We start from the raw sequence: 25,801 nt of genomic DNA on the forward strand, positions 1-25,801 counted from the left end.
CGTGCCTCATTTTGATCCACGGTAAGTTATAATAATTTACACAAAATTCCGCAAAATATATTATAAGTGCTCTTTTTCCATTTTGCTATTTTTAATTTTAAAAAGTGCCTGGATTGTATAATGGCCCAGACACTTTTAGGTATTTTATTTACTGAATGCTTTTTTTAAGGCTTCCCCGGATTTTTCCAAGGCTGCCTTTCCTACGTTTAGTACTGCCGCCATGCTGATAAAGCCATGGATGGTGCCGTCGTAACGGATTGTTTCTACTTCCACACCTGCATCAGCTAATTTTTTACCATACTCTTCCCCTTCGTCACGTAACGGGTCATATTCGGCGGTAATAACTAGTGCCGGCGGCAGGCCTGTAAAGTCCTCATTTAAGGCAGGCGATACGAGTGGGCTTTTCTTATCTTCCTCACTGTTCAAATAACAATCGCGGAACCATTCCATTGTTCCCTTTTCTAGAAAATAGCCGTGAGCATTCTCCACCATCGAAACGGTCGGCACTCCGCCAGTGTTGGTACTTGGATACATCAAAAGCTGGAAACAAATTGGCGGGGTGTTTTTCTCTTTTGCAAGATGACTGATAACAGCAGCAAGGTTTCCACCAGCACTGTCGCCGCCAACAGCAATCCGCGTGCGGTCCACCTTAAAGTCTTCGGCATGATCGTACACATATTGTACTGCTGCGTAGGAGTCTTCCACTGCAGCAGGAAACTTGTGTTCAGGTGCAAGCCGATAATCAACGGAAATCGTAACGCAGCCAGCGCTATTGGTAAGGGCCCGGCAAATATTGTCATGGGTATCAAGATCACAGATTACCCAGCCTCCGCCATGGTAAAAAACTAACGCAGGATAGCTTGACTGTTCTTCCTTCGGATAGTAGACCCTTACAGGAATATCTGACGCAGGGCCAGGAATAGTCCGGTTTTCCACCTTGCCTACTTCCTCAACTTCCCCTTGTGGAAACTTGGAGCCCATTCTTGCCATTTGTGGGGTTAAAGTTTCGAGCGGCGGTGCGCCTAGAGCTTTTAACTGGTCTAATAAAAACTTTGTTTGCGGTTCAAGAGTCATTTTTTCGCCCACCTTCAGAATCATAGTTTCATACGATTATATTGTTCGAGAAAAGTTAATTTTTTCCTCCAAAAATATAAATAATTATCCCCAGCAGGCTAGGCAGTTTAAGAAATTGTTTCTTTCTTCTTTTCACAGTAAAATAAGGAGGCTAATTTGTTGGCCTCCTTACTTTTTTTGCAATATATAGAAGAATACATAACCATAATATTCAGAGTAATTTCGATATAAATTAATTTCTGTTTGAAATTCTCCTAGAATCGTTAAGGCATCCACGTCATTTTTATATTTTTCACGGAAACTGACAATTTTGCTTTCTAATGGTTTGTAATAATGCTCCCACCAGCCCTCTTCAGGGAGAACAAATGTCGTTATTACCTCGTACCCGAGATTCTCTGCTTTTTGAATGTTTTCTTCAACGGTCCCCGACTCAGGATAAGCCTTATACCAAAATTCTAAAGGTTCTTTCGGCGGATTCTTTTTGATCCAACTTAGCTCTGATGCTACTAAAATACCATTGTTTTTAAGGAATTTCCGCCATTCCCTTAAACCTTTCTCAAAACCCATTATAAAAATGGTACCCTCTGCCCAAATCACATCAAATTGCCCTTTTGCAAATGGCAGTGATTTCATATTGGCTTTCTCAACCGTTACTTTGTCTGTCAGTTCCAGCTCCTGAACTTTGTTTTGCAGCACCTCCAAAAATCCCTCATTGATATCGACGGCCAAAATCGTTCCATCAGTCAAGGACGCTAGTTCAATCGTTTGCATGCCAGGACCGCAGCCAATGTCAAGGATCTCAGGTTTAGTAACACGATTCCTAATCATTTCATATGCTTTTCTAGTAGATTCATTGTTTCCGGGACCTTCGCTAGGGATGTCTTTATGCAGTTCATAAAATAAATTCATTATTTTATCTCCTAAGCGGGATATTTCCTCATTATTCCTATCTTTTTTCGAAAAAAGAAAATTTCTTCTCTGAAAAAGTGGCATTTTTATTGGTCCTCCATACAGGGACTGTGAGATATCGGCGAATTTCCCAAAGTTATCGGCGGATTTTCAATTATATCAGCGGATTTTTGATTATATCAGCGAATTCATCCAATATATCAGCGAATACATTTTTAAGCCTTTCTCGATTTATGACTTTTCCTAATAAACTTTAGCATTCCTAGAATTAATAGGATGATGAGTATTCCATATATGATGGTAGAGAAATTATCCATTTTTTCCGTAATAAGTTCCCAATTCTCTCCCAAGCTTGCACCTAGATGAATCAGGATCGTATTCCAAATCAGTGTTCCTATCGTTGTGAAAATTAGGAAAAGAGAAAAATTCATGTTGGCCATCCCAGCGGGGATTGAAATTAAACTGCGAATTAGCGGAATAAACCTACACAGGAAAACCGTCCAAATACCATATTTATTAAACCAGGCATTGGCGCGGTATAAATCTTCCTTTTTTAGTCGTAACAATTTTCCATACCGGTTAATGATTCTGTCAAACCGTTCCACATCCAAAAAATTTCCGAGACGATATAAAATTACCGCACCAAATACAGAACCTAAGGTTGAGGCAATAATGACTCCCGTAACGTTCAAACTGGTATCCAAGGTCATATAACCGCCAAAGGTCAGGATGACCTCCGAAGGAATGGGCGGGAAAATATTTTCAAGAGCGATCAGTAAAAATACCCCTATGTAACCATAGCTTTCAATAAAATCTTTAATCCAAACTTCCATTATAATCCTCCATTTTTTTCATTTCCACATGTATTACGTTTTTTATCCTAAAAGGTTCCGCTAATTGGTATAAGTTCATAGAGGAAAATTTTTTCTTCTATCTAGCACAAACTACCTGTTCCTATTACACTTAAATTATCCTAAAATTGAGGGGGTTTTACACATGAAGAAATTTAAGGCAGGAATTATCGGAACCGGTTTCGGCGCCAAAGTGCATGCACCGATGATGAACTTTCATGACGGATTTGAGGTAACCGCAATAGCAAGTGTTTCACGAGGAAATGTGGAGAATGTCCGAAACACGAGCGGTATAGATAATGTTTATACTGACTGGCGGTCAATGATTGAGAAGGAAGAACTCGACCTTGTTGTTGTAGCTTCTGCTGTTCATTTACATAAAGAAATGGTACTGGCTGCTTATGAAAAAGGTCTGCATGTGGTCTGTGAAAAGCCAATGGGCTTAGATGTGTCGGAGACAGAGGAAATGATTTCAGCCAAAAACCAAGCAAACAAACTTGGGATCATTAATCATGAATTCCGCTTCCTGCCTGCCCGGACAAAGGTGAAGGAAATTTTGGACGGTGGCAGCCTGGGCAAAGTTTTACATGTTCGTTATTTGGCTGCTTTTCCAAATTATGCATATCTTTCATCCAACCCACGCGGCTGGCTGGCCAAAGCGGAGACGGGCGGAGGGATGCTCGGGGCAATTGGTTCGCATATGACCGACTCTCTACAGTGGTGGCTTGAAAGTCGTTTTCATGAAGTGTTTGCTAATCTTCCTATCCATGTACCAACCTATGCTTCTGGGGATGGAACAGTCGAAATCCGTACAGCCGATGATGCTTTTCAGGTTATTGGAAAGCTTGATAACGGGGTTACAGTAACGTTGGAATTTGTGTCGGGAGTCCGCCAAACCGCCAATTCATGGCGTTTAGAGGTCTTTGGTACAGAAGGAACAATGGTGATGTTAGACGATAGCCAGGTTCTCCTTTCTTCGGGTGATTCTCCTCTTGAAGCAGTTGAGCTAGTACCTGATATAACAGCCCCTGCAGAAATGCCGGGGGTCGCAGCCCGTTATTATAACGGCTTTAACCGCGCTCTAGATGCTCTGTATGAAACTCTAGTGATAGGTGTTAAACACCCTTATCTAGCTGATTTTGAGAACGGCCATGAAACACAAAAGGTGCTTGATGCAATACGGCTCTCCTCGAGGGAAGGACGGAAAGTTTACCTTTAAATTCATAAAAGAACCATCCGAAATAGGATGGTTCTTTTAAAAACACCGCAGTCATAAAGCCTGCGGCCTAATTTAGTTAAGCTTTACTATTTCGGTTTGGATATATTTTCTGCGTTCAAGGATGTATTCCGTGATTACCCGAAGCTCCTGGTCAAATTGTGTGATCGAGTCCTTTTTGTAAGGGTCCTGCAGGACATAGGGCCGGATTATTCCAAGCAACTTTTCAACTCTAGGCACCATAAATTCCAATGTAAACTGCTGATTCATAATTTCAACCAGCAGCTTTTGATACTGCTTTCGAAACGAATCCACATCCAAAATTCTTGCCGTTAACGTATTATAGCCCTGAAGTGGAACATAATCCGCCTCCATCACTTTCCCGTTAACATCCCTTCCCCAGGTGGCATCGTAATCCCAGGGCATCACCTCGAATAGCCCTATTTCACCGTTACGGTAAAGCGAATAATTATGGACAAATCCATCATAGTTGGACGTGAAGATGATGCCCGCAATCCACCTCAAGTATTTTTCAACATCAATATATTTAATAATTTCCCTCTCAAATTCACTTCTAGGAATTGTATTAATGTTATAAATAAACCTTTCTAAAAACTTATCCTCGGACGCCTTCCCACACTTCTTTTCATAGCCTGATTTCAATGACTTTTTCACGGCTTTATCCAAATCACTCATCAATGAAAAATTCGCATCGCCATCGATGGCATAATAAATGCTGCCAGCGGGAAGGTTTCTTCTTCTTAAAAAATTTTCATCCACCGATTCGATTTCCAAATATATTCCTTCCGGTTTGCCGTTAAGGGTCAAAAAGACATGCCGGGAATATGGTGCCAGGACACCAATCTCAGAAAAGAAATCGAAGGATAATTTATTCCGTATGAACGAAGGATCCTTATACTCAGCATTTATATGAATTTCACTGGAGCCTTTGAATTTTTTAGGCTTATAAAAAGAAATGTAATACGATTTTTTCAAAAAATTACGAATATGGGAGCCGCGGTAGCTGATATCTACCTCTAATTTCTTGCCATCGATATTTAGCTGTGCGGGGATTGGCATATCCACCCATATATCCCTTTTAAGCTCCTTTAAGTTGCTCGGTTTTATAAAAATTTTATAGTTTGGCAGTTTTGCGGCTTCGTCCATTCCCTATCCTCCCCTCCTTTTATACCTATGATGGAGTAAAAGGGATGTCACGATTTATTGATTTTTTCCTTGAATAGGCTATTGTCCGAGACCAAGACAAGCGTCCATTCGTAAATTGTTAAAAGAGGAGTGGGTGTTATAGATAATGCACAATTCATTTCGTACTCCCTTTTCTGTAAAAAAGGAGGTGCTTCAAATGGAAGAAAGAGAATTTTCTCCAGAGGATATTCAAAGAGCTGCTGAAGGTGTACAACGCGGCGGATTCGGAGATTTTATGTTTATGGATCCAGGCCGTCATCGCGGGACTTCTGGCAACAGAGGAACTTCTAGCCAGACGTCTAAACGGAACACTAGTCGTCCGATCATGACATCAAGCAGAAATACGACTCGACGCCGCACGTCCAGAAAAAGAACTTCAAGACGCTTAACACATAATCTGGAATGCACAAACTGGCGTAATACAGGCCACGGCAGACATCAAACGAAAAGCTGCTGGAAAGACGGCAACATGTGGGTGTTTAAATCCCGTAAAAGAGGTTAAAGAATCAAAAGGCGGCTGGTCCGCCTTTTCTTTTTTTCTAATCAGGAAAACTTTGAAGGTCAGGACCCCGCAACACAAGGCAGCAAGGCCCTGGCCTTTTTTTAATTAATGTTTCCCATGTTCAAACTCGTCTTCCAGTCTTCTAATTTCATCAATTGATTTTTCGAGAGCTGACTGAGGGCCTTTGAAATGCTTTTTATAATAAGTCAAATCCATAATAATTAACAAGATAAACATTCCCGCCAAGGCATAGGCAGCCATTTGGTTAGGCGGAATGATCATCATGATAGAAATGAAGATAATCCAAAGGATGCTGAGAATATTGATCGGCTTGCTCCACTTTCCAAGACTCCAAGGGCCGTAATGCTTTGGCTGAAAGATCCCCTTAGCCTCTGCCTGCAGCTTGAGATAGATGGGAATCCCATAGGCAACATACAAACCCACCACACTTACTGCCGTTAGGAAGGCGATGGTGGAGTAACCTGCACCCGGATTCACGAGCTTCGTAATGTAATCAATCAACGCCAGCACAAACGAAAGAATTACAGACAGCCAAATCGCCTTTGCCGGTGTCCGGAACTTCCGGCTGATTTCCGCCCAATGGCGGCTAAACGGCATTCCTTTGTCCCTTGAGAAAGCATACATCATCCGCGAAAAGGAAGTAATCGACGAAAGGCCGCAGAAGAACATTGCAAATGTCACTAGCCATAACACGACTGCTCCAAAGGTGCCGCCCAGAGCTTCGCTAATAACAAAGATAAAAGCATTATCTGATTTCACCGCACCGGCCGCATCATGTATCGAAAGCGTGACAAATGCCAGCATGATAAATCCAAACACAAATGAAAACGCAACGGAGTTGTAAATGCCCCATGGAGCGCGGACACGTGGGTGTACTGTTTCTTCAATCGTATGGGCAGACGCATCATAACCAGTAAAGGTCCACTGTGCCTGTAACAATCCGATTAAAAAGGCCAGAACATAAGGCTTATCGGAGAAGGTTTGACCTACCTGGAATAAGTAATCAACCGGCTGAAGGCCGTTTCTTGTAAAAAATGCTAAGCTGACAACCAGAATAGCAACAACGACCATATGGTACCAGGCTGAAAAGTCGTTTAATTTTGCGACGATTTTAATCCCAACGTGATTGAGGATTCCGTGTAATAGGAGAATAACGCCAAAGACAATTAAAGTGGTGGTATCGGTAGAGGTATAACCCAAAACAGTTGCTAGGAGCGGGTCTGCAAATAAGGCGCAAGAGTAGTCGATTCCGGCCACAATCCCAATTTGGCCGATTAAATTAATCCAGGCTGTGTACCAGCCAATCCGAACCCCCTTTAAGGCGGCGGCCCAGTGATACAGGGCACCTGCAGTGGGAATAGCAGAAGCCAGCTCGGCAAGTGAGGCGGCCACCAGCATCACGAAAAAGGCCACAATCGTCCAGCCAAAACCCATCATACCCGGGCCGCCGTACGTTAACCCATGTCCATAGAGAGAAACAGCCCCTGTTAGAATGGAAATAATCGAAAAGGAAATCGCAAAGTTGGAAAATCCGCCCATATCCCGCAGTAATTCCTGGGCATAGCCATAGCGGTTCAGCTGCTTCCTATCCTCCAACAATTGTTGGTCTTTGTTTTTCATTTGTGCTACCCCTTTCTGACTGATTATTAGTCATCCTTTCCAACAAAGATTTCATGCTCTTCTTCTTTAAAGGCCCTTACATTTTTATTCGCATGCATGCCAATGGCCGTACCGACCACTAAAGTGATGAATACAAGTGCAAAGCCGATTACAACCTCCATCCCCCACCCTCCTTTCATTATAAAATCCCAATAGAAAGATAGAATAACACTATAATTCCAGCTTTACTCCGCTCATCTTTTGCTCAAGCATCTTCTTAAGGACAGTACCAATATGAGCACCAGCTTCGACAGGCGGAGTTCCAAGCGGGTGAATATTCGAAATGACATTGCGGTCGGATTCAACCACTCCTTTTCGCGGCCGGTAGCACATATAGGCACTCATCGAACTAGCCGAAACCAGCCCAGGCCGTTCGCCGATTAACAGGACCAACACCTCCGGCTCAAGAATCTCGCCAATATGATCCATGCAAGCTACCCTGCCCCCTTTGACAAAAAACGGGGTTCCAGCGGAAAGGTTATTGATTTTCAAAGAATCCAGTAAGGCCGGATAAACATCCTTTAAATTGGTTTCCACGGCACTAGCGCTTAATCCGTTTGAGACGACAATTTGCACCTGCGGGCGATGGATGCATTTTTCTTTTATGGTCCTGACAGCACTATCGGTTAAGATGCGCCCTTTATCAGGCCTTTTTAAATACGTTTCCTTGTTTTCATAGCATGTTTCAACGGTAAATAAATCAAATTCCTCCAGGTTTTTTTTAAGGACCTCGCCCCCGACCGCATCAATTGCCGCCGCATGGTCAAACTGCAGCTTTAACATCGTTTTCGTAAGCGGCCTGGTTCCAGTCCGCCAAACACCAATCCTAGCCGGTGTAGAGGCAATTAAATCAGATACCCCCTCCTGATATACAGCTGCCGGAATAGAGGTCTTCCAGTCGTTCTCAGTAAATATCAGTCCTTCTTCATTGGTTTTCGCCATTTCTTCTGCTTTAGTTTCAGCGGGAAAGTTCCTTTGAAGTTCCTCCATTACTTTTTGAACAATAAATTCAATCTCATTATCCTGCACTCTCTCCCCCTCCTTTCCTTACATAAACAGTGTCGGATCACCAGCCCGCTCGGTCAATATTCCGTTCTCCATAATTCCCATCTTCTCAAGCCATTTTTCAAAAAATGGCGCAGGTCTTAGGCCCAGCACCCTTCTGACAGAAGCAATGTCATGGAAGCTGGTCGATTGATAATTCAGCATGCAGTCATCCGCCATTGGAACTCCGATGAGGAAATTGACACCAGCCGAACCAAGGAGGACGGCGAGATTCTCCATATCATTCTGGTCAGCTTTCATATGGTTTGTATAACAAACGTCGACCCCCATTGGAATGCCTTGCAGCTTTCCCATAAAATGATCCTCTAGCCCGGCCCTGATGACCTGTTTGCTGTTGTAAAGATACTCCGGTCCAATAAAACCGACTACGGTGTTGACGATAAACGGCTTATATTTTTTCGCAAGTCCGTAGCAGCGGGCTTCGAGCGTTACCTGATCAATGCCATGATGTGCATCTGATGAAAGCTCCGACCCCTGCCCCGTCTCAAAATACCACAAATTCGGACCTGCTGCCGTTCCCTCTTTTTGGATCAAATCATTCGCTTCATCCAACAGTCCGACGCTGATGCCAAACGCTGTGTTCCCTGCCTCCGTCCCCGCCAGGCTTTGAAAAAGCAAATCAGACGGCGCTCCGTTTTTGATGGCCCGCATCTGGGTCGTAACATGCGCAAGCACACAATTTTGCGTAGGGATTTGAAAGCGGTCGATTTCCTCTTTAGTCATTTGTAAAATTTGTTTGACACTTTCGGCTGAATCTATAACTGGGTTAATCCCGATAACTGCATCACCGATTCCATAACTGAGCGCTTCATATAGTGAGGCCCTGATTCCTTGAATACTGTCAGTGGGATGATTCGGCTGAGCCCTGCCAGCAAGTGTGCCTTTATGGCCAACCGGATAATTACACTGGGTCACGACCTCGATTTTGGATGCTGCCTGAATTAAATCCAGGTTGGACATGATTTTAGCTGCGGCAGCAACCATCTCACTCGTCAGTCCCCGGCGGATCCTGCTAATTTCCTGGTTTGTTGTAGATTCAGCCAGCAGGATCTCACGCAGGTCGCTGACAGTCCAATTGGCGATAGATTGATAGATTTTTTCATTAATGGATTCTTCTATTACACGGGAGACTTCATCCTCCTCAGATGGCAGCACAGGGTTATTGCGGATATCACTCAGGGTCAAATCAGCCAGAAGGTGGCGTGCTGCAAGCCGCTCCTGAGCGTCTTTGGCGGCGATACCCGCCAGTTGGTCCCCCGACTTTTCCTCATTCGCCTTCGCTAGAATCTCTTTTAAGCTATTAAATTGATATGTTTTATTAAGTAAGGTAATGTTGGTTTTCAAATTTCACTTCACCTCCCAGTTTCTTTTCATTTAAAGGGTTAATGAGGATTTACTCTCCTTTCCAATTTTACTCGTCAGTTCGGCCAATTTACTCGCTGCTTTTCCCATTTTACTCGCCAACTGTCGTATTTTACTCGCCGATTCCCCGGTTTTACTCGCCAACCAGCTATTCCCCGATTAGGAAAACGCCAGCGTCTTCACAACAACGGGCACCATTGTATCATTCAACGGCTCGCCAATATCAATATAGTCGCCGTACTCAACCACCACCTGGTCAATACAAATCACATCCACATCAGCCGCTAACTGCAGTCGCAGCGCCTGCCCCAGGGCTTTGGCCATGTCATTTTCACAGACTACAACAAGGGCTGTTGCCCTAGGAAAAAGCCTTGCGTAGACCTTCCCAAGTACTTCCGCCAGTTCCTTTATCTTTAAATAAGGCAAATAGGGCATTTCCGCTAAACTAATCGCAAACGGCACTTTAGAATTTCCATGGAACAATTCCTTCCCTTGAAAAAAAAGCCGTTCAATATACCGCTCCAGAGCCGTTTCTGAATAGCTCATTTTAACAACTGGGATGTTTCTTAACGGCAGATGCTCAGGAGCAATTGATATCGTCGCCCCGCTGATTTTCGTTGTCTGCATGCCTGCCCCGATGACCGTTGCCCTTGAAGTTTGCGCTGCCTCCACCACGGAAAGAGGATAGTTTTTTAAAACTTTCATCAGTTCTCCAGCCAAAATAGGGCCGATATCGTTAAATTTCGCCGCATCATCCAATGTTGAAGGCGGCACTTCTAATACCAGCCTCCCAACCCCCCCGGAAATCATGACTTCATCAATCATGGGCAGTGTTTCCGACGAAGCACTGTGAACCAACGCCTTGACGGTACCTATAGGAATCTTCCCCACTAAACAGTCCAGCATGTCTTTGCACAACATAGAAGATAGTTTAGAAAACTGCTTTAATGTCAGCCGCATTCCCTTTTTCAGCAAGAAGTTTTTAGAAAAAAGCCATGGCTGTATAGATTCGGATACCGCCAAGACTTCACCGGCAGAATCGATTTCGATCAGCCGGCCGCCGACATGAAAGGTAACCGTATCCAGCGCTTTTCCTTGCTTAAAAAGGGCAACGTTGGCAGTACCACCGCCAATATCGATATTGGCGACAATACCCTTCACCTTTTTTGAGTACTCAGAGGCACCCGAGCCCCGTCCAGCCAATACGCCTTCCAAGCTGGCTCCGGCTATCGCTACCACAAAGTCCCCGGACCGTTCCGCCAAATAATGCAGTAGAGCATCGGCATTTTTCTTAATCGCCGTTTCCCCCGTTATGATTACCGCACCCGACTTGATCTCCGATAGTGACAGTCCAATTCGCCGATATTCCCGTTCAAGCCAGCCTGCCAATGCCATAAGGTCAATTTCATCTGCTTTTTTCAAAGGAGTGGAAATAATCTCACTCACATAGGTGACCTTTCGATTAATAATATCAAAGTGAGGCAGGGCAAAATGGCTCGACACTCTCCCTAACGTCAGTTCGCTTAAAATCAATTTCGTTGTACTTGTACCAATATCAATGCCGACACTCTTTATTGCTTCCAAGCTCAATATAAAGCCCCTCCAGACCGCTATCTGTACTGCTCCTAAAAATTCAAATAAGATTCAATAGGGCCGCCTTCAAATCCGGTATTCCTTCAAGAGTGATGGACGAAATTTTATATATTGAATGATTTGACAAAACTTGCCTCAGCAGTTTTTCAGCCTTTTCCAAATCCGCATTTGGATGGTCTATTTTGGTGATGACACCAATAGGAATCAACGGAAATCCCTGTGCAAAATTCGGCGGCAGGAACTGCTCATGACGAGTTGCGTCTTGAATGATTAGGAGAATCCGCGCTTCCAATGCTGTCGCGATTAAAGAACGGTAAAACAATGGATTTTCACTATACTCCCCAGGTGTGTCAATGATCCAATCCATATAGTTTAGTGCCTGTGTTTTGACAGCGGGTGTCGGGTCCTCAAGCAGTCGTTTGGTTAACGTAGATTTTCCTGACCCAACTGGACCAATTAACATCACTTTCCCTTTTTTCATGACTTAGTGATCTCCGCTGGTTCAAATTTCAAATGCCTGCTCAGGAATTGATTGATTGCTTGGATGGCCATTTCTACATTAGAGACCGTTCCGCAGATGACAAGCGAACCGGTAAAGCGGTCCAAATACCCAATATCGACATCTGCTGCTTTGGTAGCAATATCAGCGGCAATTATAGCGGTCTCTGTTGGTGTCAATGTCAAAATTCCAATCGCCCCCGCTTGACCAATTCCAAGCTTTGTATATAAGGCTTCATCAGGATTGGCTATAATGTGTGCCAATGTCAGCTGCTTCCCCGGTACATATTCCTGAATGACGCGCTGCTTTTTCTCCATCCATTCTTCACACCTTTAAACGCTATTCTTCCCCTTCGCCTACCTCGAGGGAATCGACAATTCCAACCACCACTGCATCGATTGGGGCATTTTTTGAAAAAATGGCCCTTGCCGGACTGCCCCGTGAAACAATTACACGCTCACCGCGGCCGGCCCCAATTCGATCAGCAGCAATAATTGGAGCCCCTGCCGGCTCTCCTTTCCAGTTGATGGGCTCAATGATCAGCAGCTTCAGTTGGCTCATGCCATCCTCCTTTTGAGTAGCCCAAATGCTGCCCATGACCTTCCCAAGAATCATCCATCCGCCCCCTCTTCAATGACTTTTACCCCTTTTTCCTTCAGAAAATCCTTTGCCAGCGGTGTCAGGATCGTCCCTTGCCTGATCATCAAAGTCTTCGAGATTCCCAGATTCCCAGCAAGCCATTCCACTGTTAACACCTTTCCTATAAAGGTCTCCCCGGATTGTTGGTCCTTTTTTTCTTGAAAAAACAAACTAATAATTTCTTTATGCATATAGGATTGCTTGAAAAAACGAATACCAAGGTTGGTAAGCTCCTGTTTATAGGACTCAAATCGTTTCTTTAGTGGGAGCGGTAAATCCAGTGTTTTTAAGGTCCGGCGATCGGCCCGTTTAATACCGGAAGAATCACCGCCAACCATGACCGGTTTGTGAAGAACGAGGGCCGCAAAGATGATTTCCGATTTCACAGAACCCTTTAATCCTTGGCATACACGGGCGGCGTTATCCAAGTCGATTTCCGGGATGACAATGGCATCATAATCCTTCGGCAGCTCAATTGGTGCTTTGGCATACTCGTCCGCTGCTATTACTTGCCCTGCCCCGGTAGCTTGGATATAGCTGCCCCCAAGCCATCCTGACGTCTCACCGTCAAGCAACAGGAAATCATAATCTATCGGATGTTTTTTTAGGACCATCAATTGGTCAACAAAGGGCTCGTGCGCTGAGCTGTCACAAAATACAAACAGGACTTTTATTCTAGGAGTCTCTTGTTCGATAAGTTCACGGGCAATCCGTTCTACCAATTTCTGCAGCTGCCCTTTATCCATTTTTAACACTCCCAACCGCCATTTACGTTATGCTTTGCCCTTCCAGTTTCGGGAGGATCAGTTCAATATCGGAGTGCGGCCTCGGTATTACATGGACGGAAATGAGTTCTCCCACCTTCGACGCTGCGGCTGCCCCTGCATCTGTAGCAGCCTTGACAGCACCAACATCACCGCGGACCAATACCGTTACAAGCCCGCCCCCGACCTGAACCTTCCCTACCAGACTAACATCCGCGGCCTTCACCATCGCATCCGCAGCCTCAACTGCTCCAACTAATCCCTTTGTTTCAATCATTCCTAATGCCGACGTTTCTCGTCCCATTTTTGGAACCTCCTTCATTTTTTTAACCATCTATCCTAAAACATCTTATGAGGAGACTGAGCTATTTTTTGAATCGTGTCCGCAAAGGCCTCCGCTGCTGCTTTACAGGAGGATTGGCTTCCTGTCAGAAGCCCCCCGCCAAAGTTGGTTTCTGTCGGCGGTCCATAAAAAACACAAAGCCTTACGTCTGCCGCCTTCAATGCTGCGTCCAGCCCTACCATCGCCTCAAGAGGAGGAGCAATTAAATATGCCAGCGGTTCCCCCGTTTCAATCCCTGCTAAACTCGATAAAAACGAACCAGTTCGAGAAATTGTATGGGCAAAGTAAGCGTGACTCCCAGCCTCGTCCACCGCATAAAAAGCCGGACCCTCATTGATCATCCTTACAGCGACCTCCAAGCCGCTCTTCACTTCAGATGGTGTAGCCCCGCCTAAAATCCCAATAAACTCTCCCGATAATGGACCGGAAGCATGTGCGGCCCCGGCATAAAAAGACTTTGCATAGACGACTTCCACTGCGGCCATTTTGGTGGCCTCATCAATCGCAGTATAGCCGACATCATCACTCGTGCTGGTAACCAGCCCCAAGCTTTTGACGTGGTCCGGAACCTTCAATGCCTCTCTTAACCCTTCATCAACATTTGGTATCAGCTGACTTGCCAAGGCTTGGGCAGGTAAACGTTGTAGCCTCATGAGTTCCACTCCCTATTAGCAAAAAGGGTGCCCTGATGGCAGTATGACACTTCATCTAAGGCACCGATGCCAATCTCTATTCAATTTTGCTAGGTTACTACATCCTATTATTCTTATTTCAATTTATGCAAAAATTCCTAATTTAGAATTTACTCGATCATTTGATCTATAAAAAGACCTTCAAAAAAAGGAAATGAAAGGAATTAACAGAATAAATAGATTAGAGGGAATCATCCTTATCAAAATTTAAAAAAGGTGGTTTACAATGGTTAATGATTTTCGTTTTTCACATCGCCTGAAGGTCCGCTATTCTGAAATTGACGGTCAGAAGATTGTTTTTAACGCTCACTATATGACTTATATAGATGTTGCTGTTACTGAATATTTCCATGAGGGATTGAAGTTGGACTTTGAAGAGGCCGATTTTGACTTTGTTCTGGCAAAATCTACTTTGGAGTTTAAAAAGTCAGCAGAATTGAATGACTGGCTGAACATTTGGTGTAAAATGTCCAAGGTGGGGAACACAAGTATGACCATGAACTGCATGATTACTAGAGATGGTGAAACAGATCCAATTCTGTTAGCCGAAATTATTTACGTCAGCTATGATGCTAAAACAAAAACAACAAAGCCAGTGCCAGCTCTAGTTCGCAACCGAATCGAAGAATTTGAGAACGGGTCATTGACCCAGTAATTATATTGAGATAAATAACTAGTAAGCATAAAAAGGCGGCCGTATTTTATTTTGCGGCCGCCTTTTACTTCGTAATAATACTATTTTTAAAAATATATCCGATTCGGTCCAAGGAAATAAAGACATTGCTGGCCAACCGCTTCTCTAGTCAGTTCCTCCCATGCTCCCTTATAAAAGGCGAGCTGGCTGCTATAAAAGTCACGAAGCTTCTCATAATCCTTATCACGGACAGCCCGGTCCGTCTTATAATCGACAATGGTCCATTTGTCATTCTTTTTATAAATTAGGTCAATGACCCCTTTTACATAGAAAGAATGCTCGTCCTTGGGATCCTCGGTAATCTGTGAATAAAGCGGGTGGCCTTTAACCACTTTAAAGGTAAATGGCACTTCCGTAAGAACCTCGTCTGCCGTCTGCAGCTCGTCCCAAAGGGAGGAATTTTTAAATTGGGCTAAATAGGCCGTGACTTCCGTCTCTTTTTCTTCAGCCAATCCATGTTTGGTTAACGCAATTTTAATATAATCCGTAACATCATAGCCCTGGACCGCTTTTTCAAAAACATCATGAACAACCGTTCCCCATTCCTTGCCGCCGCCGGATTCCCGCTCAATCGTCAGTTCTGAATAATCCTTGTCCTTTGTTGGCGTCCAATGATCGTAGGTCTTCATTTTGCTTGATTCAAGCCAAGCATGTTTACTTGAGGTTTTTGCCCGGAATTCACTGAGGGTGATTTCCTTTGGTACAGACTTATTGTCCCAGACATCTATTTCAGGAACTTCGAGTTCCTCGATCGCTTCCATCGCAAACAGAATATTCCATGGGTTTTTCTTGTTATTCCCGTTTGAGCTGATAATTAGAGCTTTCTCCGCACGGGTGGCGGCCACATAAATGATCCGAAGCTCTTCCTCCGAAAGGTATTTTAGCTCCTCCGCTTTATGAAGCTCCCACTCCTTGGGTATCGCCGTCTCCCGGGACTGGTAGCCGTTATCCACCTTAAACATGAAGTACCCTTTTGAAATCAGGTCCTCGCGTTTAATGTACTTTGATAAAAACGATTCTGGGCTAACCGACTTGGCAGGATGGGCTAAAAAGACAATCGGTGCCTCAAGTCCCTTTGCCTTATGGACATTCATGATGCGCACGGCATCTGCTTCTTCTTCCAAATTGGCGACAACCAATTTTTCAAAAATCATTTCGGTAAGGGTTTCTATCACCTGCTTATAGGTTGTCTTTCCTCCCGCCTCCTGTTTTCTCAAGGCCTCAAGCATTTGCAGCAGGCTTTTATAGGTTCGTTTGCCACGTTCATTCATTAATAGCAAGGGGTAGAAACCGACATCCTCGATTATTATTTCAATCGCAGCTGTCGGCGGCAGGTTGCGAATCATCTTTTGATAAGATAGCAGCTTCATAATGGCAGTTTCAAATTTATCCTTAACATCTGGAGACAAATCTGCTGGAATATCCGTATACAGCGAAAACCGCCCTTTGGCACGCTTCCATTGATACAATTCATCATCACTGATTCCAAAGAAAATCCCGCGGAGGACGGCCACAAAGCTTACCTCATCTGTTGGGTCAAGGAAGGATTTTAAGAGAATCCATAGATCCTGAAACTCTCTCGTTTCACCAAGGATGACCTCGCCGCTGATACTGACCGGAATGCCGGCATCCTCCAAAACCTTCGCATAAACAGCAATCCCGTCATTGTATCTGGTCAGCACCATAAAATCCCGTGCCCGATGTCCCTTCTCCATAAGATTCCGAATTGAAAGCGCAATATTTTCAGCATCCTTATGGATCACTTCCTCTTTCTTAGAAAAATCAGCTGGGACCGTCAACCGCTTTACTCCCGAAAATTCATTTCCCGAATCTTCATGATAGGAGATTAACGGGCGGTAAGCCGCTTGGTAATCAGTCTCCACTTCTGGCAGATGACGTTCAAAAACCGTATTTAATTCGGTTGTGACCGAATCTAAGGTACGGAAATTCGTCGTCAGCTGCAGCACTTCCCCGCCATGCTCCTCGATTAATTGTTTGACACGGTTATACGTGTCAATATCGGCCCGGCGGAAACGATAGATAGCCTGTTTCGGGTCCCCGACAACAAAAAGCGATCCCGGTTTCGGCTTACAGCTTGTCCAGTTACTCTCATGCGGGTCCTCACTGGTTAGATAGAACATAATCTCTGCCTGCAGGGGATCGGTATCCTGAAATTCATCGACGAGCAGGTAACGGTACTTTCCTTGAAAATAACTTCGGACCTCAGTGTTTTCCTTCAGCAGCCTGGATGTATGCATCATTAGATCCTGAAAATTTAACAAGGAGCGTTCTTTTTTTAGCTGTTCATATGTCTGAACCGCACCCTTTAGAAAGGCAATAATCTTAGGATGGCAATATTCCTTCCAGGCCTGAATTAGAGGCTTGATTTTCACTGCGAATTCGGATGAAATTTTCTCTTCGTAAAATTTGGCATCTTCCTTGGACGGCCAGCGGTTATAGGTTGGCTTTAAATTCTTATCGAATAAGCTAAAAATACCAATGATGTCCGGTTCCTTCGGAGAATCCAAAAACCTTTCCCTTTGCACGGCCAGCAAGATCGTCTTTTGCAGGGTATCATAGCCCTTTTCCGGCTCCTGGTCCGGTACGCTTTTCCGTGCTTCTTTAATGATATTCATAAAAGATTGGTAGTCCGCAAGCATCTCTGGTTTCGGTACAGATTCTGCGACCCACTCTACATCAGAATATTCCTTTACATCCTTTAGCCATGGAAACAGGTTTTCCGTTGAGATACCTAATCGTTCCATTTCTTCAAGCGGACCGGAGTCGTAATCCATCAAATCTTGGAGATGCTTATGCCATGCTTCCTCCAAAACATCGGCATCATCTGACTCCTCAAGTTCTTTAAAGGTTAAGTCCAATTTTGCCTCAATCGGCCGCTCCCTTAGCAGCTTGGCGCAAAAGGAATGAACCGTGCCAAGAAAGCAGCGTTCGATATTTTTCAAGGCCTCTCCCAAACGGAATTCAGCATCAAGATCCGTTTCCTTATTCCAAGTCTCTTCTAATTTAGCTTGAAAGCGGACCTTCAGCTCATCTGCAGCTTTCCTAGTAAAGGTAATGGCAACAATCTGGTGAATCGCTGCACTTCCGGTATAGATAAGGTTGACCATCCGGTCCACAAGGCTCGTCGTTTTCCCTGAACCGGCGCCTGCTTCCACCAAGAAATTCGTTCCAAGTTCATGCTTAATTTTTTCGCGGGCAGCTTGGTCAACTATCACCTTAGTCATAGGCCCGCACCCCCTTTAACTTCTGGTTAGATTGTTTCATTTCAAGGGTATCTTGATTGTAAAAATGGCGGCGGCAGACAAGCTTAAATTCACAGTACTTGCAATCCTCTACGTCATCCGTCATTTCAAAATGTCCATGTTTAATTACATCAATTAATTTTTCCAAAATATCTAACCCATTGGTTCTGAGGGTGGCATCCTGTTTCCTGGTAAATCGCTCGGCCATCCCCTTTACGGTTGGGAAATAATAGGAGCTTTCTTCCACGGCCCCCTCGCCAAGCTGAAGATGCTGCTCAATCGCCAAAGCATAAATCATATGCTGAAGCTGACGGCCGCCTTTAAATGCGCCATTTTTCTTATATCCGTAGGTGCTTCCTGTTTTGTAGTCAATGATGTGGTAGGTTCCGTCACTTGACTTATCCACACGGTCAATGATACCGGAAATCCTCAATTCTCCTGAAGGAAGCTTGATGACTGCAGGTTCTTTCCCGCCTATTCCAAAGGAATATTCAAAGTCAATCGCCTCATAGTCTTCGCTATGGCGCTCCTCTTCCTTAAGAAAAATTTTGCAGCATTCCAGAATATCATTCATTTCCCTTAAAAAAATGCGTTCATTCGGCGGCGGCAGCATTTCCTTTTGCTGCTCGATTAAACTAGTTGCCAACGCAATGAGCTTGTCTAAATGAAGCGCGTAAGAAGGCTTCGCATTTTCCTTTTTTAACTGCTTATAAAAATTCTCAAAGATGCTGTGCAGGAGACTTCCCCTTGAGGCAGGATCCAGCCATTTGTTGGCATTAAACGAAATTTCCTCAATTGGTTTGACGCGCAGCACTTCTTTTAGGAAATAAGAATATGGACACTTGGCAAGCGTTTCAAGTTTTCCAGCGCTCATCGTTTTATTCTGATTAAGGAGCGGGTCATCCTCATTTGCGTCAATCTGTACAAGGCCGTCAAATTCCGAATATCCACTTGAATTCCGCTTGACTTCCGCCGCTAACCCCTGCTCTACATTTGAAAAACACCCAAGAATTCCACCTGTTAATCGGACAGGCTGATTGCTGGCTAATTTTTCATTCCAGTAATCTTTATCATCCAAAATATCGCCTGCAATGATGGAGGTTGGAAGTAGTTTTAATGCTTTAAAGTCTGCATTTTGTTCTCCAGTCATCAGGCGATAACATTGCAGGACCACAAATGCCGGATTCATGACACGGTTATCATTGATATCAAAATGACAATAGCTGACTGTTACGGTTCCGGCAGATTGTGCCATTACCTGCAATAAAGTATATAAATTGATTTGGCCCTTTTCGCTCTGTAGCGGCAGACTGCTGCTTAATTTCCTCCGTTCCAAATCTAAGAGCAGCGGGTCCTCACCGGCATTACTTGGAAACTTTTTATTATCGAGACCCACAAAAAACACGTTAGTGCGATTATTGTAAATTCCATTTTTATAGGAGGTTACATGTAGTTGCCCCGGTTTCGGTCTTGATTGCTGAACACGTATCGACAGCAGCAAGTCCTTCACCTTTTCAATTACGTCATATATAGGCAAGGCTTCGTCTGCGTATGGAATAATTTTTTCAATCTCCTCCAGCAATGCAGTTTTGCTAATCTCATCCAAGCCTGAGCTGGTTTTGCTGAAATTTTTTAAAATATAAGCAATACCTGTTAAGCATTTTTTATAGTTGATTGTTAAATCAAAGGCCGGCAGCTTTCTGAAAATGGAAGAGAACCACTGCTTTAACCATGAAAATTCCTTTAATCGAGTTTCATAGTATGGGTCTTCAGAGTTTAAATTTTCAATTTCCGCAGCTAGACATGCCCCATACCTCTCCTCTGACCAACCAATCTGTAAATCCCTTAAAATCCTGGTCATTCTTGTTTTTGACGGGGCCTCATCATCCAATTCGAGGAGCCCTTCATTTAATAAATCAAGAAATGCTTGTACACTATAGTTCGACTGAATCCACCCAAGCAGGTCTGAAACCAGACGGCCGGGACGGCTGAAGTAAATCGGCAGCCCTTCCCCGTAAGTAACCGGAAGGTCTATTCGCTGAGACAAATGATAAAAAAGGGTAACATAGGAATCAGCGCTCGTATAGTAGATGACATTTTCATCAAGCGAAGATTTGGACTTTTTGATCTGCTCCAGAATTTGTTTCACTTCCAGTTCTTCCGTTTTGGCAGTGAAAATATGCAAATCAGGCTTACCGCCTGCCTTATCCTGTTGATAGAGATAGCTAAGTGGTGAGGGCTCGCCCCAGCGAACAGAACTCAAGTTTGTCCGCTCAGGTAAATCGATGCCGAAAACGGGTGCCAGTGGCAGTTTAGCGGTGTTTTCTGGCAGAATTTTTTCAAGAAAATGTTCTTCGAGTTGTGACAACTGTAAATTAGACTGCAGAATAAACAATTTCTTTTCATCAATTAGGGCATATTCCATTGCTTTAGTTAACATGGCAGCTCTGTCGATGAATGTATTGGCTTGCAAAAGCTCTTCATATCCGGTAAGAATTTCAGCCATGTCCCCGGCTTTGGCTGGTGCCACAAAAGCGTTCATATTCAAAGTCTCTTTGGTATAGCCCGAGAGCCGCAATGTTTGAATTGCCGAGAAAATGGCATGGCTGAAGGACGGGGTAATCTCCATTCCTGAAAAATAATCGAGAGCCCCCTGTTCCTTTAATCTTTTGAGCAGTGTATACGTAAAATGTACCCCCACCGTCTGGTCAAGCATTTCCGCAGGCTGGTCTGCATTCAGTTCCACCAGGCTCCTGGCCAGATCCAAAACCGTCCGATATTTAAGATTAACCGCCTGGAAGTCTTTTTTTATGAAGGCTTCGTTTATTTGTTCTCCAATTGTATGCGAATCGACAATGACAATTTTCTCGCGAAAGGGATCTCTCATACAAATTTCATTAAGTTCTTTTACTAAAGATTCCATAAAAAAATCTCCTTGTATCAATTTACAATTAGTTACATTTTTATTATCTCACATTTCCTTCCAAATGGTTTACCATTTTTGGTAAAACTAAAAAGAGGCGGGCTTTAAGACCATCCTCTATTCATAGGTTTGATTCATTTTTTGAATTTCCGCTTTTATTTCTTCCACTAAATCCTGAGGCTCAAGCACCTTTACATCACTTCCCCAGTTAAGGAGCCAGCGGACAAGACCTTCGCTTCTGTTTGCTTTTACCCTAAGCCAGCCAAATTCTTCATCAACTTTTTTCATATCGGCACCAAGCCCAAAGTAATCAATCATGACATTCACCAAGGACTGTTTAAACTTCAGTGTAATCCACTGTTCTTTGCCAGCGTACATATTAAAGGATTTGTTAATGTAATCAGAGATATTGATATCAGCCTTAAGGAAAAAATCCTCCGTGCATTGGACGTTCCGCATCCGGTCTACCCTGAAATGACGGAACTTCTCCTCACCGTTTAAAATCCCTATCAAATAGTAATAATCATTTTTCCAAATGAGTGCGTGCGGGCTGACCACATAAAATTCACCATTGCGCTGGAGGACAAAATTTTTATCAATATCGTATTTGCCATATTGAAACTTAATTTTTAAACTTTCATTAATTGCGATTTGAATTTGGTCAATTTCGTACCGCAGCTGCTGGTAGGTACTGCGAATCGAACTTTCATAATGTGTCGGATTCGGAAGCTTTGCTGCAAGATGCTTGCTGGTCAGACCCTTCACCTTCTCAATCAACTGTTCTGCCTCTTTTTTTGTAATAAAACGTGCTGAAAGGATAGCGTTAATTAAAAGTCTCAATTCGTACTGCTCGAAACGCTTATTTTTATGACTGTAATATTTCTTCCCAGCCCCACCCCTGGTAACAAATATTTCGAAACGCTGGTTAGTTAAATCCTCGATGTCACGAAGAATGGCACGCTGTTCAAATTCAAAGCCCGGCCCAAACTCCTGACGAAGTCTTTCAATGATTTCTCCCATTGAAAGCTCATTCGTTTCATCTGTTTCATTAAATAAAATTTCCCGCAACTTAAGCAGACGCTCTCCGCTTGGAGGCTTAGCCATCTAAATCACCTTTCTATTAAAAAATTCCTTCTACCAGAATTCTACGTTAGTACTCATTTTACCTTCATGAAATATATTTTGGAAACTCGGACATAATAACCTCGATTAAACTTGAAGGGATGGGATGTTTGATGTCGTTAGAATGGTTTGACCGAGTTTGCAGTGAATTACAGGATCATCTTGAATCGATTTGTGAAGAATACGATCAAGCTGGCCACATGAAGATTGAGAGAGCTGCCAAGCATCCTAGGGTTGAGTTTTTTGTGGAGACCGCAGATGTTGATACTGAGGAACTGGACCGAGATTACTTTTGTACGCTGTTTTTTGACCCGCAAAATGAAGAATTTTATATTGACAGTTTCGATGTAGACAGTGGTCATACTGCAAAAATCATTCTTTCAGACATTGAGGAGATTGTCGATGAGGTACATGAAAGTCTCCATGATTACATAAACGGCGAGGACCATTTTACCGATGATGGGGTTTATCTTCAATCAGATGATGAATATTGTGAAGAAGATGAACTTGAAATGGCGGATGATGACGAGGAGTATTTTGAAGGCGCACAAATAAACCGGGATGAAATTTTTGAAGAAATTGACGTCGAATGGTCCACCCCAGAGGTAACAGCCTTCAAACATGAGGATGAAGTGGAAGTAACGTATCAGTTTGGCGTGGTTCAGGAAACCGGTGATGGTGTACTGAAGCGGGTAAACCGAATTTGGACAACCGAGGACGAGTTGATCAAGGATGAATCGCATTTTATTTTTAGCAAAGAAGAGGCGAGCACCATCATTGCGATGATTGCCAGTCATATGGATCAGTTAAGCGAATTTGATTTTTAAAATATCGGAAAAGGGTGCTTTTTTAGAGCACCCTTTATTAATCAACCGTATAATCAATCTGAATTAAATCCCATGGAGTAATAATGCCTAGCGGCTTTTCACCCGCATTTCCATTTTCCGTGATCACGACTGCTTCTAATTTATTCTTCTTTTTATGAGCCTTTTCAAAAATGTTTTCCACCTGGAATAAATTAATTTCTTTTGAAATGAACTCTATTGACTGTTTCTGTTCAACCTTCATAATATCTGCAATCCGAACATCCGCCAGATTGACGATGCCGCTTTCCATATGCTGCGCCATCCATTTCATAATCGAACCAGCGGTCAAAAGGCCAATGCACTTTTGATTTTTGTAAATTGGAAACTTCGAATATCCATACTGTTTAATGGCAGCAGTTACCTTTAAAATACTATCGTTTTCATCAAAGAAAACAACGTTCTTGGTTGCAATCGTAAGGGCGTAATTCGGCCTGCTTAAGATATTAGCAATTTTTTCGATATGATGGACCACTTTAGCATTGGGTTCTGCAATATAGAAGCCAACCTCCATCTTTTCGTGAACAATCGCATTCCGAAGTCTGGCATATTGCTCCAAATCCTTTTTAAAGGTTTCTATGACTTGATACTTTTTTGCCCCTACCTTCACTAAAACAACAAATCTTTCATCATTAATCTGGACAATATCCCGAAGCGCATTATGAACCTGATTAAAGGCGACCTCGAAGCGCTCGGAAAGAAGCTGATCCTGTTTATTTGCCGCTTTCATTGTTCTCTCCCGTGTGAATGCTTTTTTCTCTATTATACATTCTTTCGCAGGTGGGAAATCAATAGAAAATACTTGTTAGTAACTCCCCCACGCTTTCAATATCATTTCAATTTCCTCTTTATGCGAGATGCCTTCATCATCGGGGGTTTCTAAAATCAATGGAATTTCTTTGAAAATTCTTGATATTACAAGCTCCTTTAATTCATCCTCATCAATCAATCCATTGGTATGAAAAATGTTAGCATGCCTGTCTTTCCTCGAACCCGCCGGATATTTCGAGTTATTCAAATGGATGGCTTTCAAATAGTCAAAATAATTTAATTCCTGCCCTTTTTTAAAAAACTCTTCTGTGTTTTCCCCGGCCCACAGCCCACTGGCAAAGGCATGGCAGGTGTCAAGGCAAAAGCCGATTTTTTCTGGATACTCACAGAGGTTACGGATTTGCACCAATTCCTCAAAGGTTGTACCAAGTGCCCCCTTTGTTCCTGCATTGTTTTCTAATAGAATCAGACACTCCCCATTCCATTTACTCAAGACCTCGTTTAACATCTCTAGCATTAAGTGATAGCTGGCCAGCGGGTCCGTTTTGCTGATTTGGCTGCCGAAATGAACAACAACACCAATGGAACCGCAGGCATTAGCAATTTCCAAGTCGTTAAGCAGTGAAGATATCGTTAAATCTTTTTTTCCTTCTGAAGGGGTAAGACTTGTTGAATAAGGGGTATGGGCCACTGATTGCAGACCATGCTGCCGGCAAAACTCCTTGCAGCTATTTGCATCTTCACGGTCAAATTCCTTTATGGAAAGGTTTCGTGGGTTCTTTGGAAAATATTGAAAAGTAGATGCCCCGTTCGCAACCGCCCGTTTTGCCGCTCCTAAATATCCGTCCCGAATACTGACATGACTTCCTAAAATCATTTCTATCCCACCGTACACTTTATTTATGTTAGATTGCACACAGCTGGAAAAATCTATTCTTTTTTCCATGTTTAGTGTAATATTGGTTGGATACTACTTTTTCTAAGGAGCCGATATGCGAACTATTACCCTTTCAAATGGTCAAACAGTAGAAGTAGAATGCTTAAGCTGTGCCTTAACGAACGGGCTGATTCATCCGGATGGCGGGGTCATTATTGAAACCGAACATTTTCATGCCCATCAGGATGTCGCCTATCCCATTGAAGGCTTAGTTATCTTGGCATCGAAGAGGCATATTAAATGCTTTGATGCACTGACAGATGCAGAAAAACTCGATTATATTAATCTACTAACAAAAATCAGAAAAGCCCAAAGAGATACGCTTGGTATTGAGTATGTTTATTACTTTTACAACGAGGACACTACACACCATTTTCATACCTGGCTTGTACCCCGCTATGAATGGATGTATGAGTTTGGCCGTTCCGTTGAGTCTGTGAGACCGGTGCTGCTTCATGCCCGGAAAAATATGAATGACGAAGGGAACAGACGAAAGGTATTAACGGCGATTGAAGCATTAAAAAAAGAATTAAAATAACATTTTCATAAACCAAAATGATATAAATTAAATAAAAGACATATAGGGAGGAGAGTTTAAAATTGGCTAATAAATATTGCCCAATTTGCGGGGAAGCTAACGGATGTATGTCGGGTGCGGGAGAACATGGCAATTGCTGGTGTGATGCAGAGGTATTTCCCAACGAAATTCTTGAATTAGTTCCTGCCGAAAGTATAAGAAAAGATTGCATCTGCAAAAAGTGTTTAGATAAATTTCGTGAAGAGCATTTAAGCAAAACTACGATTAAGAAGTGATATAAAAAGGCAGTGAAACT

The 25,801-nt window shown here is 43.3% G+C and carries 26 protein-coding genes; 6 read left to right on the forward strand and 20 right to left on the reverse strand.

From position 1 onward, the window contains the following. Positions 1–144: 144 nt before the first annotated feature. From lipP1 to ACNQGS_RS26575, 3 genes are all read right to left on the reverse strand, one after another. Complete coding sequence (gene lipP1, locus ACNQGS_RS26565; protein WP_491490012.1) at positions 145–1,074, reverse strand: LipP1 family hormone-sensitive lipase; 930 nt, start codon at positions 1,072–1,074, stop codon at positions 145–147. Positions 1,075–1,242: 168 nt separating this feature from the next. Further along, positions 1,243–1,983 (reverse strand): class I SAM-dependent methyltransferase, encoded by a 741-nt coding sequence (locus ACNQGS_RS26570; protein ID WP_491490013.1) that lies wholly within the window; start codon positions 1,981–1,983, stop codon positions 1,243–1,245. A gap of 215 nt (positions 1,984–2,198) precedes the next feature. After that, the gene (locus ACNQGS_RS26575) at positions 2,199–2,816 is read right to left on the reverse strand and encodes a DedA family protein (protein WP_491490014.1); all 618 of its coding nucleotides are present in this window, start codon (positions 2,814–2,816) and stop codon (positions 2,199–2,201) included. A 163-nt stretch (positions 2,817–2,979) separates the two neighbouring features. Between ACNQGS_RS26575 and ACNQGS_RS26580 the strand changes: the two genes are divergently transcribed. Further along, the gene (locus ACNQGS_RS26580) at positions 2,980–4,053 is read left to right on the forward strand and encodes a Gfo/Idh/MocA family protein (RefSeq protein WP_491490015.1); all 1,074 of its coding nucleotides are present in this window, start codon (positions 2,980–2,982) and stop codon (positions 4,051–4,053) included. Between the two features lie 72 nt (positions 4,054–4,125). Here ACNQGS_RS26580 and ACNQGS_RS26585 read toward each other — a convergent pair whose 3' ends face one another. Next, a complete protein-coding gene (locus ACNQGS_RS26585) occupies positions 4,126–5,217 on the reverse strand; it encodes a CotH kinase family protein (protein ID WP_491490016.1) in 1,092 nt (363 codons plus the stop codon). 196 nt (positions 5,218–5,413) lie between these two features. Here ACNQGS_RS26585 and ACNQGS_RS26590 point away from each other — a divergent pair, with 196 nt between their 5' ends. Further along, positions 5,414–5,758, forward strand: a complete 345-nt coding sequence (locus ACNQGS_RS26590; RefSeq protein ID WP_491490017.1) for a CotG/ExsB N-terminal domain-containing protein — start codon at positions 5,414–5,416, stop codon at positions 5,756–5,758. 105 nt (positions 5,759–5,863) lie between these two features. Here the strand turns inward: ACNQGS_RS26590 and ACNQGS_RS26595 are convergent, their stop codons facing one another. The 11 genes from ACNQGS_RS26595 to eutL form a co-directional block, all read right to left on the reverse strand. Further along, positions 5,864–7,399, reverse strand: coding sequence for an amino acid permease (locus ACNQGS_RS26595; RefSeq protein WP_491490018.1), 1,536 nt, complete (start codon positions 7,397–7,399; stop codon positions 5,864–5,866). A gap of 26 nt (positions 7,400–7,425) precedes the next feature. Next, on the reverse strand, positions 7,426–7,560 hold the full coding sequence (locus ACNQGS_RS26600; protein ID WP_491490019.1) for a hypothetical protein: 135 nt from the start codon (positions 7,558–7,560) through the stop codon (positions 7,426–7,428). 49 nt (positions 7,561–7,609) lie between these two features. Next, the gene (eutC, locus tag ACNQGS_RS26605; protein WP_491490020.1) at positions 7,610–8,467 is read right to left on the reverse strand and encodes an ethanolamine ammonia-lyase subunit EutC; all 858 of its coding nucleotides are present in this window, start codon (positions 8,465–8,467) and stop codon (positions 7,610–7,612) included. Positions 8,468–8,485: 18 nt separating this feature from the next. Next, positions 8,486–9,847 carry an ethanolamine ammonia-lyase subunit EutB gene (locus tag ACNQGS_RS26610; RefSeq protein ID WP_491490021.1) on the reverse strand — a complete coding sequence of 454 codons (1,362 nt, stop codon included), beginning with the start codon at positions 9,845–9,847 and terminating at the stop codon, positions 8,486–8,488. 177 nt (positions 9,848–10,024) lie between these two features. After that, positions 10,025–11,455 carry an ethanolamine ammonia-lyase reactivating factor EutA gene (locus tag ACNQGS_RS26615; protein ID WP_491490022.1) on the reverse strand — a complete coding sequence of 477 codons (1,431 nt, stop codon included), beginning with the start codon at positions 11,453–11,455 and terminating at the stop codon, positions 10,025–10,027. Between the two features lie 43 nt (positions 11,456–11,498). Beyond that, complete coding sequence (locus ACNQGS_RS26620; protein ID WP_213148210.1) at positions 11,499–11,939, reverse strand: EutP/PduV family microcompartment system protein; 441 nt, start codon at positions 11,937–11,939, stop codon at positions 11,499–11,501. Beyond that, a complete protein-coding gene (gene eutS, locus ACNQGS_RS26625) occupies positions 11,936–12,274 on the reverse strand; it encodes an ethanolamine utilization microcompartment protein EutS (RefSeq protein ID WP_213148209.1) in 339 nt (112 codons plus the stop codon). Before eutS ends, ACNQGS_RS26620 begins: the two co-directional genes overlap by 4 nt. A gap of 22 nt (positions 12,275–12,296) precedes the next feature. After that, positions 12,297–12,572, reverse strand: coding sequence for a EutN/CcmL family microcompartment protein (locus ACNQGS_RS26630; RefSeq protein ID WP_213121012.1), 276 nt, complete (start codon positions 12,570–12,572; stop codon positions 12,297–12,299). Then, positions 12,569–13,342, reverse strand: a complete 774-nt coding sequence (locus tag ACNQGS_RS26635; protein WP_491490023.1) for a hypothetical protein — start codon at positions 13,340–13,342, stop codon at positions 12,569–12,571. Before ACNQGS_RS26635 ends, ACNQGS_RS26630 begins: the two co-directional genes overlap by 4 nt. A gap of 22 nt (positions 13,343–13,364) precedes the next feature. Then, a complete protein-coding gene (locus ACNQGS_RS26640; RefSeq protein ID WP_213148206.1) occupies positions 13,365–13,664 on the reverse strand; it encodes a BMC domain-containing protein in 300 nt (99 codons plus the stop codon). A gap of 35 nt (positions 13,665–13,699) precedes the next feature. Then, positions 13,700–14,356 (reverse strand): ethanolamine utilization microcompartment protein EutL, encoded by a 657-nt coding sequence (gene eutL, locus ACNQGS_RS26645; RefSeq protein ID WP_491490024.1) that lies wholly within the window; start codon positions 14,354–14,356, stop codon positions 13,700–13,702. 265 nt (positions 14,357–14,621) lie between these two features. Here eutL and ACNQGS_RS26650 point away from each other — a divergent pair, with 265 nt between their 5' ends. Beyond that, a complete protein-coding gene (locus ACNQGS_RS26650; RefSeq protein ID WP_491490025.1) occupies positions 14,622–15,050 on the forward strand; it encodes an acyl-CoA thioesterase in 429 nt (142 codons plus the stop codon). Between the two features lie 86 nt (positions 15,051–15,136). Here ACNQGS_RS26650 and ACNQGS_RS26655 read toward each other — a convergent pair whose 3' ends face one another. The 3 genes from ACNQGS_RS26655 to ACNQGS_RS26665 all read right to left on the reverse strand — a co-directional run bounded on the left by ACNQGS_RS26655 (position 15,137) and on the right by ACNQGS_RS26665 (position 22,379). Next, positions 15,137–18,334 (reverse strand): UvrD-helicase domain-containing protein, encoded by a 3,198-nt coding sequence (locus ACNQGS_RS26655; RefSeq protein WP_491490026.1) that lies wholly within the window; start codon positions 18,332–18,334, stop codon positions 15,137–15,139. Further along, on the reverse strand, positions 18,327–21,275 hold the full coding sequence (locus ACNQGS_RS26660; protein ID WP_491490027.1) for a PD-(D/E)XK nuclease family protein: 2,949 nt from the start codon (positions 21,273–21,275) through the stop codon (positions 18,327–18,329). The genes ACNQGS_RS26655 and ACNQGS_RS26660 overlap by 8 nt, the downstream gene beginning before the upstream one ends. 117 nt (positions 21,276–21,392) lie before the next feature. Continuing rightward, positions 21,393–22,379: a helix-turn-helix transcriptional regulator gene (locus tag ACNQGS_RS26665; RefSeq protein ID WP_491490028.1), complete on the reverse strand. Its 987-nt coding sequence runs from the start codon at positions 22,377–22,379 to the stop codon at positions 21,393–21,395. Positions 22,380–22,510: 131 nt separating this feature from the next. Between ACNQGS_RS26665 and ACNQGS_RS26670 the strand changes: the two genes are divergently transcribed. Then, positions 22,511–23,224 (forward strand): hypothetical protein, encoded by a 714-nt coding sequence (locus ACNQGS_RS26670; RefSeq protein WP_491490029.1) that lies wholly within the window; start codon positions 22,511–22,513, stop codon positions 23,222–23,224. Positions 23,225–23,261: 37 nt separating this feature from the next. Here the strand turns inward: ACNQGS_RS26670 and ACNQGS_RS26675 are convergent, their stop codons facing one another. Together ACNQGS_RS26675 and ACNQGS_RS26680 are read right to left on the reverse strand one after the other, a co-directional pair. Beyond that, positions 23,262–23,990, reverse strand: coding sequence for a CBS domain-containing protein (locus tag ACNQGS_RS26675; protein ID WP_491490030.1), 729 nt, complete (start codon positions 23,988–23,990; stop codon positions 23,262–23,264). Between the two features lie 75 nt (positions 23,991–24,065). After that, positions 24,066–24,908 carry a deoxyribonuclease IV gene (locus ACNQGS_RS26680; RefSeq protein ID WP_491490031.1) on the reverse strand — a complete coding sequence of 281 codons (843 nt, stop codon included), beginning with the start codon at positions 24,906–24,908 and terminating at the stop codon, positions 24,066–24,068. A gap of 115 nt (positions 24,909–25,023) precedes the next feature. On the opposite strand from ACNQGS_RS26680, the gene ACNQGS_RS26685 reads away from it, so the two are divergent. Both ACNQGS_RS26685 and ACNQGS_RS26690 read left to right on the forward strand, forming a co-directional pair. Continuing rightward, the gene (locus ACNQGS_RS26685; RefSeq protein ID WP_491490032.1) at positions 25,024–25,506 is read left to right on the forward strand and encodes an HIT family protein; all 483 of its coding nucleotides are present in this window, start codon (positions 25,024–25,026) and stop codon (positions 25,504–25,506) included. Positions 25,507–25,568: 62 nt separating this feature from the next. Next, positions 25,569–25,781 (forward strand): cysteine-rich CWC family protein, encoded by a 213-nt coding sequence (locus tag ACNQGS_RS26690; RefSeq protein WP_213148197.1) that lies wholly within the window; start codon positions 25,569–25,571, stop codon positions 25,779–25,781. The last annotated feature ends 20 nt before the right edge of the window (positions 25,782–25,801 follow it).

It is taken from the genome of Neobacillus sp. PVCKKU3, from assembly GCF_058323225.1.